This window comes from Streptomyces sp. NPDC001750, from assembly GCF_042892615.1.
In the GTDB taxonomy this organism is placed as follows: Bacteria; Actinomycetota; Actinomycetes; order Streptomycetales; family Streptomycetaceae; genus Streptomyces.
On record NZ_JBIAUE010000045.1, the window covers coordinates 20,881 to 38,282 of the forward strand.

Consider the following 17,402-nt stretch of genomic DNA (forward strand, 5'->3'; position numbering starts at 1 on the left):
GCGACACCCGATGACCAACGACGAAAAGCTGCTGTCCTACCTCAAGCGGGTCTCCGCCGATCTGCACCGGACCCGTCAGCGGCTGCGCGAGGTGGAGACGCAGGACCGGGAACCCGTCGCGATCGTCGCGATGAGCTGCCGCTTCCCCGGCGGGGCCGGCACGCCCGAGGAGTTCTGGCGGCTCGTCCACGACGGCACCGACGCCATCGGGGACTTCCCCGCCGACCGGGGCTGGGACACCGACGCCCTCTACGACCCGGACCCGGACGCCACCGGCAGGACATACACCCGGCGCGGCGGCTTCCTGGACGACGCGGCGGGATTCGACCCGGAGTTCTTCGGCATCAGCCCGCGCGAGGCTCTCGCCATGGACCCGCAGCAGCGGCTGCTGCTGGAGGTGTCGTGGGAGGCGCTGGAACGCGCCCGTATCGCCCCCGACTCCGTGCACGGCACCCGCGTCGGGGTGTTCGCCGGTACGAACGGCCAGGACTACCGGGACGTCCTGGCGAGGACGGAGCAGGACAGCGAGGCCGCGCTCGGCACCGGCGCCCTGGCCGCCGTGATCTCCGGCCGTATCTCCTACACCCTCGGGCTGGAGGGCCCGGCCGTCACCGTCGACACCGCCTGCTCCTCCGCCCTCGTCGCGGTGCACCTCGCCGTGCAGGCCCTGCGCGGCAAGGAGTGCTCCCTCGCGCTCGCGGGCGGCGCCACGGTCATGTCCACCCCCAACTCCTTCATCGCGTTCAGCCGTCAGCGCGGGCTCGCCCCGGACGGCCGCTGCAAGTCCTTCGCGGAGGGCGCCGACGGCACCGGCTGGGGCGAGGGCGCCGGGATGCTGCTGCTGGAACGGCTCTCCGACGCCCGCCGCAACGGCCACCAGGTGCTCGCCGTCGTCCGGGGCTCAGCCGTCAACCAGGACGGCGCATCGAACGGGCTGACCGCGCCCAACGGCCCCTCCCAGCAACGCGTCATCCGCGCCGCGCTGGCCGGTGCCGGGCTCACCACCGCCGACGTCGACCTGCTGGAGGCGCACGGCACCGGCACCACGCTCGGCGACCCGATCGAGGCGCAGGCGCTGCTGGCCACGTACGGGCAGGACCGGCCCGAGGACCGCCCGTTGTGGCTGGGCTCGGTCAAGTCCAACATCGGGCACACCCAGGCCGCCGCCGGAGTCGCCGGAATCATCAAGGCCGTCATGGCGATGCGGCACGCCGTGCTGCCGCGCACCCTGCACGCCGAGGAGGCGTCCACCAAGGTCGACTGGGAGCGGGGCAACGTCCGCCTGCTCACCGCCAACCGCCCCTGGACCGACCCGGGACGGCCCCGGCGGGCCGCCGTGTCCTCCTTCGGCGCCAGCGGCACCAACGCCCACACCATCCTGGAGGAGGCCCCGGCCGCCGAACCGGCTGTTGAACCAGCCGTCGAACCGGGCGTTGCAACCGCCGTGGAACCGGCCGTCGAACCGGGCGTCGCAACCGCCGTCGAAACGGTCGGTGAGCCGATGTCGCCCGAGCCGCCGGCGCCGCGCACCGCACCGCCGCTGGTGCCGTGGGTGCTCTCCGGCCGGACCGAGCACGCCCTGCGCGAGCAGGCCGCCCGCCTGGCCGCCGCCGTCACGGACCAGGACCCCGTCGACGTGGCCCACTCCCTGGCCGTCACCCGCACCGCGCACGCGCACCGGGCCGTGGTCCTCGGCGCCGACCGCGAGCACCTGCTCGACGCCGTGAACCGGCTCGCCGATGGCGGCCCGGCCGCCGCGCTCGGCCGCGTGCGCAAGGGACAGACCGCCTTCCTGTTCAGCGGCCAGGGCTCCCAGCGCCCCGGCATGGGCCGCGAACTGTACGCGCGCTTCCCGGTCTTCGCCCGTGCCTTCGACGAGATCTGCGAACGGTTCGGCGACGACGAACTGCGCGCGCTGGTTCTCGGCGACGACCCCGAGCGGCTCAACCGCACCGCCCGTACCCAGACCGCGCTGTTCGCCTTCGAGACCGCGCTGTACCGGCTGGTGGAGTCCTGGGGCCTGGAACCCGACTACCTCGCCGGGCACTCCATCGGCGAGATCACCGCCGCCCATGTCGCGGGCGTACTGGACCTCGCGGACGCCGCCGCCCTGGTGGCCGCGCGCGGCCGGCTGATGCAGGCCCTCCCCGAGGGCGGCGCCATGATCGCCCTGCGCGCGGGGGAGGCCGAAGTCCGGCCGCTGCTCACCGACCGGGTCGGGCTGGCCGCCGTCAACGGGCCCGACTCCGTCGTCGTCTCCGGCGACGCCGCCGAGGCCGAGGCGATAGCCGCCCGGTTCGCCAGGAGCAGGCGGCTGAAGGTGTCGCACGCGTTCCACTCGCCGCTGATGGAACCCATGCTGGACGAGTTCCGGTCCGTGGTGTCGTCCCTGACGTTCCACCGGCCGACCGTCCCCCTGGTGTCCCACCTGACGGGTGCGCTCGTCGGACAGGACGTCACCACCCCCGACCACTGGGTGCGGCACGTGCGCGAGACGGTCCGCTTCCACGACGGGATCCGCGTCCTCGCCGCCCAGGGCGTGACCCGCTACCTGGAGATCGGCCCCGACGCGGTGCTGACCGCCATGGCCCGCGAATGCCTGGCCGCCGAGCACACCGACGGCCGCCACGCCGACGGTGACGCCGGTGCCGGTCGCGGCACCGAAGGCGGTCGCGTCGGTCGGGACGCCGCCGACCGCGGTGCCGGTCGCGGTGCCGACGGCCGCCCCGTCGGCCCGGACGCCGTCCTCGTCGCCGCCTGCCGTCGCGAACGGGACGAGACCGAGACCCTGCTCACCGCCCTGGCCCGACTGTGGGCCGCCGGTCACGGCCCGCGCTGGGAGGCGCTGTTCACCGGCGCCCGCACCGTCGACCTGCCCACCACCGCCTTCCGGCGCGAACGGTTCTGGCCCGAGACGGTCGCCCCGGTCGGCGACGTCGGCGCCGCCGGACTCGACCCCGCCGACCACCCGCTGCTCGGCGCCGCCACCGTGCTCGCCGACTCCGACGCGGCGGTGCTCACCGGCCGGCTGTCGGTACGCACCCACCCCTGGCTCGCCGACCACGTCGTCGCCGGCTCGGTCGTGGTGCCCGGCACCGCCATGGTGGAACTCGCGGTCCGGGCCGGTGACCAGGTCGGTCACGTCCGGCTGGAAGAACTCGCCCTGGAAGTACCGCTGGTGCTCCCGCCCGACGACGGCGTCCGCGTCCAGGTCGCCGTCGGCGCCCCCGACCCCGCCGGGGCCCGCACCGTCCAGATCCACGCGCGCGCCGAGAACCTGCCCGCCGACGCCCCCTGGACCCTGCACGCCTCCGGCCTGCTCACCGCCCCCGCCGACGCCGCCCCCGGTGCCCGGCTCGACGCCTGGCCCCCGCGGGACGCCGAGGAACTCGATCTCAGCGGCCTGTACGAGCGGCATGCCGCCTCCGGTCTCGACTACGGGCCGGCCTTCCGCGCCCTGACCGCCGCCTGGCGGGAGGGCGACGCACTGTACGCCGAGGTCCGGCTCCCGGAACGGCCGGCCGCCGACGCGCCCCGCTTCGGCCTGCACCCGGCCGCCTTCGACGCCGCCCTGCACGCCCTGGCCCTGCTCGGCGACGGCGACGGCTCCGGCTCCGGCTCCGGTTCCGGTTCCGGTTCCGGCGAGGAGAACGCCCGCCTGCCGTTCACGTTCACCGGTGTCACCCTGCACGCCGTCGGCGCCTCCGCCCTGCGCGCCCGGATGGTGCCCACCGGCGGCCACACCTTCGCCGTCGACCTGGCCGACCCCGCGGGAGCGCCCGTCGCCACCGTCGAGTCACTGGCCTCCCGCCCGCTGACCGGGTTGCGCGACGAGCACGACCCCGTCGCCGACGCCCTGTTCGCCCTCGCGTGGCAGCCACTGGCACTGGGCACCGACGCACCGGACACGGACGCCCCGGGCATCGCGGCCCCCGATCCCGACACCACCGACACCGGCCACCGGCTGCTGGAGACCGCACCCGGCAGGGACGCCGATGCGGTGCGGGCCGCCCTGCACACCGTGCTCGCCGCACTCCAGGACGACGATCCCCGCCCGCTGACCGTCGTCACCCGGGGTGCCGTCTCCGCCGACGGCGAGGACGTGCCCGACCTCGCCGGAGCGGCCGTGTGGGGCCTGGTCCGCTCCGCCCAGTCGGAGAACCCCGGCCGGTGCGTCCTGCTGGATCTCGAACCCGGCACCGACCCCGGCCCGCTCCTGCCCGCCCTCCTGGCCTCCGGCGAACCGCAGATCGCGATGCGTTCCGGCACCGCCCGCGCGGCCCGGCTCGTACGCGCCGCCGCGCCGCACGACCGTCCGGCACCCGCCCTCGACCCCGGGGGCACCGTCCTGCTCACCGGCGCCACCGGCGGACTCGGTCCCGTACTCGCCCGGCATCTGGTCCGCGACCACGGCGTACGCCACCTCGCCCTGGTCAGCCGGAGCGGCGCGGCCGGCGAACTGGTCGCCGAACTCGCCGCCCTCGGCGCCGACGCCACCGCGTACGCCTGCGACGTCGCCGACCGCGACGCGCTCGCCGCCGTCCTGGCCGCCCTCCCGCAGGACCGCCCGCTCACCGCCGTCGTCCACGCCGCGGGCGTCCTCGACGACGGAGTGGTGTCCTCCCTGACACCCCAGCGGATCGACACCGTCCTCGCGCCCAAGGCGCTCGGCGCCCTCCACCTCCACGAGCTGACCGACGGTCACGACCTGTCGGCGTTCGTGCTGTTCTCCTCCGCCGCCGGGATCGTCGGCGCCCCCGGACAGGGCAACTACGCCGCCGCCAACGCCGTCCTGGACGCGCTCGCCGCCCACCGCCGCGCCCACGGCTCGCCCGCGCTGTCCCTGGCCTGGGGGCCGTGGGCCCCGACCGGCGGCATGACCGGCGCCCTGGACGACGCCGACCTCGCCCGCATGTCGCGCGGCGGCATGACCCCCCTGTCGGCCGAGGAGGGCACCGCCCTGTTCGACCGGGCGGTCCGCACCGACCGCGCGGCGCTGGCCCCGCTCCGCCTGAACCCGTCCGCCCTGCGCGCGCAGGGCGGTGAACTCGCCCCGGTCTTCGCGGCGTTGGCTGGGCGCACGGTACGCCGGGCGGCGGCCGCCGCCGACGGCACCGGGCCCGCCTTCGCCGACCGCATGGCCGCTCTCGGCGAGGCGGAACGCGCCGCCGCGCTGCTGCACACCGTCCGCGTCCACGTGGCCGCCGTCCTCGGGCACACCGGGCCCGGCACCGTGGAGACCGACCGCGCCTTCAAGGAACTCGGCTTCGACTCGCTCGCCGCGATCGAACTGCGCAACTCCCTGTCCGCCGAGACCGGGCAGCGGCTGCCCGCCACCCTGGTCTTCGACCACCCCTCGCCCGAGGCGCTCGCCGCCCACCTCGGCACCCTCGTCGCCGGTACAGGGGCGGGGGCGGGCGGCGCGGAGCGGCGGGCCGGCCGTACCCGGCGGGCCCGCGCCGACGAACCGCTGGCGATCGTCGGCATGGCCTGCCGCTACCCCGGCGACGTCCGCTCCCCGCAGGACCTGTGGCGGCTGGTCGCCGACGGCACCGACGCCATCGGGGACTTCCCCGCCGACCGGGGCTGGGACGTGGACCGCGTCGTCGACCCCACCCGGCAGCGTCCCGACACCTCCTACGTGGGCCGGGGCGGCTTCCTGTACGACGCGGGCGACTTCGACGCCGCGTTCTTCGGCATCAGCCCCAAGGAGGCGCTCGTCACCGACCCGCAGCAGCGGCTGCTGCTGGAGACCTCCTGGGAGGCGCTGGAGAGCGCGGGCATCGACCCGCTCTCCCTCAAGGGCAGCCCGACCGGTGTGTTCGCGGGCGTGCAGTACCACGACTACTTCGGCAGCTTCGGCTCCGGCAGCATCATCTCCGGCCGGGTCGCCTACACCCTCGGACTGGAGGGGCCTTCGCTGTCGGTCGACACCGCCTGCTCCTCCTCGCTGGTGGCGCTGCACCTGGCCGGGCAGTCGCTGCGCCAGGGAGAGTCCACGCTCGCGCTGGTCGGGGGCGTCGCGGTCATGGCCACCCCGGAGACCTTCGTCGAGTTCAGCCGGCAGGGCGCGCTCGCCCCCGACGCCCGCACCCGCGCCTTCGCGGACGCGGCCGGTGGCACGGTGTGGGGCGAGGGCGTCGGCGTCCTCGTGGTGGAGCGTCTCTCGGACGCCCGCCGCAACGGCCACCCGGTCCTCGCCGTCGTCCGCGGCACCGCCGTCAACCAGGACGGCGCGTCCAACGGGCTGACCGCGCCCAACGGCCCCTCCCAGGAACGCGTCATCCGCCAGGCCCTGGAGAACGCCCGGCTCACCACCGCCGACGTCGACGTGGTGGAGGCGCACGGCACCGGCACCACGCTCGGCGACCCGATCGAGGCGCAGGCGCTGCTGGCCACGTACGGGCAGGACCGGCCCGAGGACCGCCCGTTGTGGCTGGGCTCGGTCAAGTCCAACATCGGGCACACCCAGGCCGCCGCCGGAGTCGCCGGGGTCATCAAGATGGTGCAGGCGATGCGGTACGGCACGCTCCCCAGGACCCTGCACGTCGACCGGCCGTCCACCGAGGTGGACTGGGAGGCCGGGCAGGTGCGCCTGCTGACGGAGGAGCGGTCCTGGCCGGAGGCCGGGCGCCCGCGCCGGGCCGGGGTGTCGTCCTTCGGGATCAGCGGTACCAACGCCCACGTCGTCCTCGAACAGGCCCTGGACGGCGAACCGGTCGACCCGGCCGCATCCGGGGTCCGGAGCGCGCCCGTGAACCCGGCCGCAGCCGTGGCCCCGAGCGAAGCCGTAGCCCCGGCCGAACAGGCCGTACGAGCCGATCAAGCCGATCGAGCCGTTCAGGGCGCACCGGCCGAACAGGCCGTACCGGCCGATCAGGCCGTTCAGGGCGCACCGGCCGTCCGGTCCGACGAGCCCGGATCCGCCCCGGCGGCACCGGGAACCACCGCCCCGGGACTCGCCGTCCCCTGGCTGCTCACGGCCAAGTCGTCCGCCGCCCTCGCCGGTCAGGCCGCCGCGCTGCTCGCCCACCTCGACGCCCACCCCGGCCTCGACCCGTCCGACGTCGGCTGGTCGCTGGCGACCACCCGCGCCCGCTTCCCCCACCGGGCCGCCGTCACCGGCACCGGCCCCACCGAACTGCGCGCGGGGCTCACCGCGCTGGCCGCCGGGGACACCGCCCGCAACCTCTACCAGGGCACCGCCACCGGCCGTGCCCGGCCCGTCTTCGTCTTCCCGGGCCAGGGCTCCCAGTGGTCCGGCATGGCCACCGAACTTCTCGCGGAATCACCGGTGTTCGCCGCCCGGATGGCCGAGTGCGCCGACGCGCTGAAGCCGTACACCGACGGGGACCTCCGCGCGGAACTGCGCGGGCGACTCGACCGCGTCGACATCGTCCAGCCGCTGCTGTGGGCGGTCATGGTGTCACTGGCGCACACCTGGAGCAGCCACGGCGTCACGCCGTCCGCGGTCATCGGCCACTCCCAGGGCGAGATCGCCGCCGCCTGCGCGGTGGGCGCGCTGTCCCTGGACGACGGCGCGCGGGTGGTCGCGCTGCGCTCCCGGGCCATCGCCGAACTGCTGTCCGGCTCCGGCGGCATGATGTCCGTCGGGGAGGGCGCCGACCAGGTGCGGACCCGGATCGCCGAGTGGGGCGGCAGGCTCTCCGTCGCCGCCGTCAACGGTTCCGCCTCCACGGTCGTCTCCGGCGACTCCGACGCCCTCGACGAACTCCTCGCCCGGCTGCGCGCCGAGCACGTCCGTGCCAAGCGGCTGCCCGTGGACTACGCCTCGCACAGCGCCCACGTGGAGTCCCTGCGCGAACGCCTCGCCGACGTGCTCGACGGGATCCGCCCGCGCGCCACCGACGTCCCCTTCTACTCCACCGTCACCGGAACCGCGGTCGACACCGCCGAACTCGGCGCCGACTACTGGTACACCAACCTCCGCAGCACCGTGCTGTTCGAGGAGGCGGTACGCGGCGCCGCCGCCGACGGACACGCCCTGTTCGTCGAGTGCAGCCCGCACCCGGTGCTCACCGTCGGCATCCAGGAGACCGACGCCGCCGTGGCCGCCGTCGGCTCGCTGCGCCGCGACGAGGGCGGACGGGACCGGCTGCTCGTCGCCCTGGGCGAGGCGTTCACCCACGGCGCCGCCGTGGACTGGAGCACCGTCGCCGAGGGCCGCCGCACCCGCCACGTCCCGCTGCCGCCGTACGCCTTCCAGCGCGAGCGGTACTGGCTCGACTCCACCGCCACCGGCGCCGATGTCACCGCCGCCGGTCTCGCGGCCACCGACCACGCGCTGCTCGGCGCCGCGATGGTACGGGCCGGCAGTGGGGAGGCGGTCCTCACCGGCCGTATCTCCGCCGGCACCCACCCCTGGCTGAACGAGCACCGGGTCGCCGGCCGGCTGCTGTTCCCCGGCACCGGACACCTCGAACTCGCCCTGCGCGCGGGCGACCAGGTCGGCTGCGGCGACCTCGTCGAACTGACCCTCCACGCCCCGCTGATCCTGCCCGAGCACGGTGCCGTGCGGCTCCAGGCCGTCGTCGGCCCGCCCGAGGGCGCCAACCGCCCGCTGACCCTCTGGTCGCGCGCGGAGAGCGCCGACGAGGATCAGCCCTGGACCCGGCACGCCGACGGCCTCCTCGCCCCCACCGGCACCCTCCCCGCCGTCGTCGAACCGCTCACCGCCTGGCCGCCGCAGGGCGCCGACCCGGTCCCGCTGGACGGCCTGTACGACGAACTCGCCGAACTCGGTCTGGGCTACGGTCCCCTGTTCCAGGGGCTGCGCGCCGCCTGGCGCACCGAGGACGCCCTCTACGCCGAGGTCGCCACCGAGGCCCCCGTCGACGGCTTCGCCCTGCACCCGGCCCTGTCGGACGCCGCCCTGCACACCGTCGGTCTCACCGACGCCGCCGGTGACCGGGCGCTGCTGCCGTTCGCCTGGTCCGGCGTACGGCTGCACGCCACCGGCGCCACCGCGCTGCGCGTCGAGGTCCGTGCCCGCGGCGAGGGCACCGTCTCTCTCGTGCTCACCGACCCCGCCGGCGACCCCGTCGCCACGGTCGACTCCCTCGCCCTGCGCCCGTTGCGCGCCGACACGGTCGACGCCGCCGCCCGATCCACCCGGTCCGGTGCGCTCTACCGCGTCGACTGGGTGCCCGCACCCGCCCCGACGGAGCCCGTGCCCGCGCCCGAGGAACTGGAGGTGCTGCGCGCCCCGGCGGGGGCCGACGCCGCCGGGACACGCGCGGCCGTCGCCGCCGTGCTCGACGGCCTGCGCGCCCGGCTCACCGATGAACGGCACGCTGACGAGCGGCCCGTGGACGAGCGCGGAGGCGACCGTATCCTCGTGGTCGTCACCGGCACCGACACGGCGGGGGCGGCGGTCGGCGGTCTGGTCCGCTCGGCGCAGTCGGAGAACCCCGGCCGCATCGTCCTGATCGAGGCCGACAACGCGACCGTGACCGACACCGACACCAGGAGCGAGACCGAGACCGGCGCCGAGAGCGCGGCCGACACCGAGCGCGCGGCCGGCGTCGCCGCAGATACCGCCTCCGGCCTCGCCCGTCTCGCCGAGGCCGTCGCCACGGGCGAGCCGCACCTCGCGCTGCACGACGGCGCCTGGCACGTGCCGCGCCTCGCCCGCGTCACGCCTTCCGCCCCGGATCCGGCCGACGACCCGGACCGGGATCCCGGGGCCACGGGCCGGCGCAGCGCTTCCGCCGAACCGGCGGTCACCGAACCGACCGTCGCCGGACCGGCCGTCACCGGACCCGGTCTCGGCACCGGCACCGTTCTGCTGACCGGTGCGACCGGCGCCCTCGGCGGCATCGTCGCCCGCCACCTGGCCGGTGAACGGGGCGTGCGGCATCTGCTGCTGCTCAGCCGGAGCGGCGCGCCCGACGCCCTCGTCTCCGAACTGACCGCGCTGGGTGCCGAGGTCACCACCGCCGCCTGCGACGTCGCCGACCGGGACGCGCTCGCCGCCGTCCTCGCCGCGATACCCGCCGACCGCCCGCTGACCGCCGTGATCCACGCGGCCGGCGTCCTGGCCGACGGCGTGCTCGCCTCCCTCACCCCCGAACGCGTCGACACGGTCTTCCGCCCCAAGGTCGACGCGGCCTGGAACCTGCACGAACTCACCGCGGACCTCGGCCTGTCGGCGTTCGTGCTGTTCTCCTCCTCCGCCGCGACGCTCGGCTCCCCGGGCCAGGGCAACTACGCCGCCGCCAACGCCTACCTCGACGCCCTCGCCACGTACCGACGGGACCGGGGCCTGCCCGCGCACTCCCTGGCCTGGGGCCTGTGGGACCGGGCGAGCGGCATGACCGGCGCCCTCGACGACAACGACCGGGCACGCATCGCCCGCGGCGGAGTCGCCCCGCTGTCGACCGAGGACGGGCTCGCCCTGTTCGACGCGGCCCTGCGCGGTGGCGAACCCGTCGTCCTGCCGGTGCGCCTCGACACCGCCGCGCTGCGCGCCCAGGCGGACGCCCTCGCCCCGCTGTTCCGCGGTCTGGTGCCCGTACGGCGTGTCCTCGCGGCGGGCCGGGCCGGGACGTCCGGCGCGGCCCCGCTGCGGGACCGGCTCGCCGCCCTGCTGGAACCCGAGCGCGAACCGTTCCTCACCGAACTCGTCCGGAGCCGCGTCGCCACCATCCTCGGCTACCGCTCCGCCCAGGACGTCGGCCGCACCCTGGCCTTCCGGGAACTCGGCTTCGACTCGCTGGCCGCCGTGGAGCTGCGCAACGGCCTCGCCGCCGCGACCGGGCTGCGGCTGCCCGCCACCCTCGTCTTCGACCACCCCACCCCGGCGGAGCTCGCCCGCCATCTGCTCGGCGAGCTGACCGGCACCCTCGACGCCCCCGCCCCCGGATCCGCACCCGGGGCCGATGTACGGGCCGCCGCAGACGAACCCATCGCCATCGTCGGCATGGCCTGCCGCTTCCCCGGTGGCATCGCCTCGCCGGAGGACCTGTGGCGGCTCGTGACCGAGGGCCGCGACGCCGTCGGGGAGTTCCCCACCGACCGGGGCTGGGACATCGAGACCCTGTACGACCCGACCCTGGACCGGCCCGGCACCAGCTACACCCGGCACGGCGCGTTCCTGTACGACGCCGCCGGATTCGACCCCGCCTTCTTCGGCATGGACGAGGAGGAGGCCCTGGTCACCGACCCGCAGCAGCGGCTGCTGCTGGAGACGTCCTGGGAGGCCCTGGAACGTGCCTCCATCGACCCGGCCGCCCTCCGCGGCTCCGACACCGGAGTGTTCGCCGGGGTGATGTACCACGACTACTTCGGCAGCTTCGGCTCCGGCAGCGTGGTCTCCGGACGGGTCGCCTACACCCTCGGGCTGGAGGGGCCGACGCTCTCCGTCGACACCGCCTGCTCCTCCTCCCTGGTGGCCCTGCACCTGGCCGCCCAGGCCCTGCGCCAGGGCGACTGCTCCCTCGCCCTGGCCGGGGGCGTCACCGTCATGGCCACCCCGGGCACGTTCGTGGAGTTCAGCCGCCACCGCGGACTGTCCCGCGACGGCCGTTGCCGTCCCTTCGCGGACGCCGCCGACGGCACCGGCTTCGGCGAGGGCGCCGGTGTGCTGCTGCTGGAACGCCTCTCCGACGCCCGCCGCAACGGCCGTACGGTCCTGGCCGTCCTGCGCGGCACCGCCGTCAACCAGGACGGCGCCTCGAACGGCATCACCGCCCCCAACGGCCCCGCGCAGCAACGCGTCATCCGCCGCGCGCTCGAAGCGGCCGGGGTGGCCGCCGCCGACGTCGACACGGTCGAGGCGCACGGCACCGGAACCACCCTCGGCGACCCCATCGAGGCCCAGGCCCTGATCGCCACGTACGGTGCCGAGCACACCGAGGAGCGGCCGCTCTGGCTCGGCTCGGTCAAGTCCAACCTGGGCCACACCCAGGCCGCCGCCGGGGTCGCCGGAGTCATCAAGATGGTGCAGGCGATCCGCAACGAGACCCTGCCGGCCAGCCTCGGCATCGACCGGCCCTCCCGGCACGTGGAGTGGGAGGGCGGCAACGTCCGGCTGCTGGCCGAGTCCCGCCCCTGGCCGGACCCGGGCCGCCCGCGCCGCGCGGGCGTCTCCTCCTTCGGCATCTCCGGCACCAACGCCCATGTCATCGTCGAGGCCGCACCGCCCAAGGCCCCGGCCGCCCCGGCCCCGGAGCCGCCCACCGCCACCCTCGCGCCCGCCACCGTGCCCGTGCCCTGGCTGCTGTCCGGCCACACCCCGCAGGCGCTGCGCGCCCAGGCCGCACGGCTGCTGGACCACCTGACCGGCATCCCGGGCACTTCGACCGGCACCCCGACCGGCACCCCGGACACCCGGGCCGGCACCCCCGAGACCGGACCGCACCGGATCGCCGGGGCCCTCGCCCACGCGCGCACCGCGCTCGGCCATCGCGCCGCCGTCGTCGGACGCACCCGTGAGGACCTGGTCACCGGACTGCGGTCGCTGGTCGAGGGCCGCACCCCGCCCACCGGCACCACCGGTACGGCCACCGACGGCAAACTGGCCCTGCTCTTCTCCGGCCAGGGCTCCCAGCTGCCCGGCATGGGCACCGGACTCGCCGCCGCGTTCCCCGTCTTCGCCACCACCCTCGACGAGGTCCGCGTCCAGCTCGACCCGCTGCTGGACCGGCCGCTCGCCGAAGTCATCGGCTCCGCCGAGCTGTTGGAGCGCACCGAGTACACCCAGCCCGCCCTGTTCGCCTTCGAGGTGGCCCTGTTCCGGCTGCTGGAGTCGTTCGGCGTCCGGCCCGACCTGCTGGCCGGGCACTCCATCGGCGAGTTCGCCGCCGCGCACGTGGCGGGCGTCCTCGGACTCCAGGACGCCTGTCGGCTCGTCGCCGCGCGGGGCCGCCTCATGCAGGCGCTCCCCGAGGGCGGCGTGATGATCGCCGTACGCGCCGCGGAGGACGAGGTCGTACCGCTGCTCGGCGACGGCGACGGCGACGGCGGGAGCGACGGCGTCGGCATCGCGGCCGTCAACGGGCCCGCGGCCGTCGTGATCTCCGGACCGGCCGGACCGGCCCGCGCGCTCGCCGCCCGTTTCGACCGCACCAAGGAACTGACTGTCAGTCACGCCTTCCACTCCGCCCTGATGGAACCGATGCTCCAGGAGTTCCGCGAGGTCGCGGAGTCGGTCACGTACGGCCCCCTGCGCATCCCCCTCGTGTCCACCCTCACCGGGGCCCCGGTCGGCGCCGACGAACTGTCCACCCCCGACTACTGGGTGCGGCACGCCCGCGAGACGGTCCGCTTCGCGGACGCCGTGGCCCGCCTGCGCGACGCGGGCGTACGGCACTTCGCCGAGGCCGGACCCGGCGGCGCGCTCACCGCCGCGGCCCGCGACTGCCTGCCCGACGGCTCCGCCGTCGTCCCGCTCCAGCGCAAGGACCGGCCGGAGGCGGAGGCCCTCGTCGCCGGGCTGGCCGCCCTGCACGTGCACGGGGCCGCCGTCGACTGGTCGGGGCTGCTGTCCCACCGTGACGGATCCGACCTGCCCACCTACGCCTTCCAGCGCGACTCCTACTGGGTGACCGGAGACTCGGCCGCGACGACCCCCGCCACCGGACACCCGCTGCTCGGCACCGCCGTCGAACGCGCCGATGCCGACGCCACCCTGTACACCGCGCGGCTCTCCCTCCCCGCCCAGCCGTGGCTGGCCGACCACGCCGTCGGCGGCGTACCGCTGCTGCCGGGCACGGCGTTCGTCGAGACGGCCCTCGCCGCCGGGGCCCAGCTGGACTGCCCGGTGATCGACGAACTGACCCTCGCGCAGCCGCTGGTACTGCCCGTGAACGGCACCGTCCGCCTCCAGTGCACCGTCGGCGAACCGGACGCCGGCGGCGCCCGCGCCTTCCACGTGTACGCAGCGCCCGCCGACGGCGGACCGTGGACCGTCCACGCCACCGGAATCCTCCGGCCCGCGGATCGGGAGCCCGTCCGCGCCACCGGCACCCCTCGGGAGGCGCCCGCCGCCCCGGAAACCGCCCACGACCTGACCGCCTGGCCGCCCCCCGGCGCCGAACCGGTCGACGTGGACGGCGTCTACGACCGGCTCGCCGGACTGGGCGCCGAGTACGGCCCACGCTTCCAGGGACTGCGCGCCGCCTGGCGCCTCGGTGACGAGGTGTACGCCGAGGTCGCCGTGGACACGGCGGGCGCCCCGTTCGCCCTGCACCCGGCCCTGTTCGACGCCGCGCTGCACGCCATCGGGCTGCGCGCCGGGGCCCCGGAACGGATGGCCCTGCCGTTCTCCTGGAACGGCGTCGAACTGTACGCCGAGGCCCCGACGGCCCTGCGGGTGCGGATAGCCCCGCTGGGACAGGGCGCGGTGCGCGTCGACGCCGCCGACGCCGACGGGCGGCCGGTGGCGCGGGTCGCGTCGCTGACGCTGCGGGAGGTGGACCCCGCGCGGATCGCCACGGCCGCCGCGGGCGGGCACGACGACCTGTTCGCCCTCGACTGGGTGCCCACGAACGTGCCCGCCGCCCCGCAGGCCGGCCGGTGGACCGTGCTCGGCACCGGCCATGACACCCTGGCCGCCGCACTGGCCGGGGAGACCGCCGAGGTCACCACCGCCGCCGATCTGGCGGAGGCCGCCGCCCACGCCCCGGACGTCCTGGTCGTCCCGCACTCCGGCGGCGATCGCCCCGAGGAGATCCGGGCAGCGACCCGGCGGTTGCTGGCCACGGTGCGGGACTGGCTCGCCGACGAGCGGTTCGGCGGCACCGGCCTGGTCGTGACCACCCGGGGCGCCACCGGCCCCGGGTGGACCGGGGCCACCGATATGGGCCCCGGGCACACCGCGACCACCGCGGCCACCGCGGCCACCGATCCGGGCCGCACCACGGTCACCGACCCCGGCGCCGCCGCCGCATGGGGTCTGATCCGCTCGGCCCAGTCCGAGCACCCCGACCGGATCGTCCTCGCCGACCTCGACGACAGCGCCGCCTCACGCAGACTGCTGCCCTCCGCCGTCGCCTCCGGTGAACCCCAACTGGCCCTGCGCGACGGCATGATGAGCACCCCGAGACTGGTGCGCGCGCCCCGCGGCACCGAGGCGGCCCCGGTCGACTGGACGGGCGGCGTCCTGATCACCGGTGGGACCGGCGCCCTCGGCCGGCTGGTGGCCCGCCATCTGGTCACCGCCCACGGCGCCACCCGGCTGGTCCTGCTCAGCCGTACCGGGGCCGACGCGACCGGCGCCGGGGAGTTGCGCGAGGAACTGACCGCCCTCGGCGCCCGGGTGACCTTCGCCGCCTGCGACGCCGCCGACCGCGCCGCCCTCGCCCGCGTCCTCGACGAGCACCCGGTCACCGCCGTGGTGCACACCGCGGGCGTCCTCGCCGACGCCGTCCTCACCTCGCTCACGCCCGAGCGGCTGGACACCGTGCTGCGGCCCAAGCTCGACGCCGCCTGGCACCTGCACGAACTCACCGCGGACCGGCCCCTGACGGCGTTCGTGCTGTTCTCGTCCGCGGCCGGTCTGCTCGGCAGCCCGGGCCAGGCCGGATACGCCGCGGGCAACGCCTTCCTCGACGCCCTCGCCGCGTACCGCAGGTCCCAGGGGCTGCCTGGTATCTCGCTCGCCTGGGGCGCGTGGGCGGGCAGCGGCGGCATGGCGGACCGGCTCGGCGACACCGACGCCCACCGCATCGCCTCCGGCGGCGTCCTCGCCCTCGACGCGCGAACAGGCCTGGACCTCTTCGACACGGCGGTGGGACGCGAGGAACCGGTCCTGCTGCCCGCCCGCCTCGACCTGGGCGCGCGGGACTCCCACCGGATCGCGCCGCTGCTGCGCGGACTGGTGCGCGCCCCGCGCCGGACCGGCGCCGCCACGACGGCCGCCTCGGCCGCGCTCCGCCGCGACCTGGCCGCGCGCGGCCCCGAGCAGCGGTCCGCCCGCCTGCTGGAACTCGTACGGGACGAGGCCCGACAGGTGCTCGGGACCGAGGAGTTCGACGCCGAACTGCCCTTCAAGGACCTCGGCTTCGACTCACTGACCGCCGTGGAGTTCCGCAACCGGCTCAACGAGGCGACCGGGCTCCGGCTCTCCGCCACCCTCGTCTTCGACCACCCCAGCCCGGCGGCGCTCACCGAGCACCTGGCCGCCGAACTGGCCCCGCCCGAGGGGGAGAAGCCCAGGGGGACGGACGGCGAGGACGACGAGGAGGCCACCGTCCGCGCGGCCCTGGCCGCCCTTCCCCTGGCGAGACTCCGTGAGGCCGGGCTGCTGGACGGTCTGCTCGACCTCGCCGGAGTACGCCCCGTCCGGGAGCGCGCCGCGAACGAGACGCCCGGCCGCCCCTCGATCGACGCGATGGACGCCGAGAGCCTGATCACCCTGGCGCTCGACGACCTCGTCCGCGACGACGACGCCCCGTGACCGTCCGCGACGACGTGCCGGGACCGTCTCCGTTCGCGAAGACGTCCCGGGACGGTCTCCGTTCGCGACGACGCCCGTGACAAGGAAGAGGACCATGGCCGAGCCCCAGAAGCCGGACACCAGGCTGGTCGAGGCGCTGCGCGCCTCGCTGAAGGAGACCGAACGGCTGCGGGAGCGCAACCGTGCCCTGACCGCCGCGGCCCGGGAACCGATCGCGATCGTCGGGATGGCGTGCCGCTACCCCGGCGGCGTCACCACGCCCGAGGAGCTGTGGCGGCTCGTCGCGGACGGCGTGGACGGCATCGGCGCGTTCCCCGACGACCGCGGCTGGGACCCGGACCTGTACGACCCGACGCCCGGGACCCCCGGCCGCTCCGCCACCCGGCAGGGCGGATTCCTGTACGACGCGGGGGACTTCGACGCCGCGTTCTTCGGCATCGGCCCGCACGAGGCGCGGATCATGGACCCCCAGCAGCGGCTGCTGCTCGAGGGCTCCTGGGAGGCGCTGGAGAACGCGGGAATCGACCCGACGTCGCTGCGCGGCAGCCGCACCGGGGTCTTCGCGGGCCTCATGTACCACGACTACTTCGGCAGCTTCGGTTCCGGAAGCGTCGCCTCCGGCCGTATCGCCTACACCCTGGGTCTGGAGGGCCCGGCGCTCACCGTGGACACGGCCTGTTCCTCGTCACTGGTGGCGCTGCACCTGGCGGCGCGGGCACTGCGGGAGGGGGAGTGCACGCTGGCCCTGGCGGGCGGGGTGACGGTGATGGCCTCGCCGGGCACCTATGTCGAGTTCAGCCGCCAGGGCGGGCTCTCCCCGGACGGCCGGTGCCGGTCCTTCTCCGACGACGCCGACGGTACCGGGTTCTCGGAAGGACTCGGTGTGCTGGTGTTGGAGCGGTTGTCGGATGCGCGGCGGTCGGGGCGTCGGGTGTGGGGGGTGGTGCGGGGTTCGGCGGTGAATCAGGATGGTGCGTCGAAT

2 protein-coding genes are annotated in these 17,402 nt (G+C 76.0%); both read left to right on the forward strand.

From position 1 onward, the window contains the following. Positions 1–10 precede the first annotated feature (10 nt). Entirely contained in the window at positions 11–16,420 is a 16,410-nt protein-coding gene (locus ACFYY6_RS35880) for an SDR family NAD(P)-dependent oxidoreductase (protein WP_389197405.1), read from the forward strand. A gap of 94 nt (positions 16,421–16,514) precedes the next feature. Beyond that, positions 16,515–17,402 (forward strand): beta-ketoacyl synthase N-terminal-like domain-containing protein (locus ACFYY6_RS35885; RefSeq protein ID WP_351522039.1); only part of this gene is annotated, 888 nt, incomplete at its 3' end.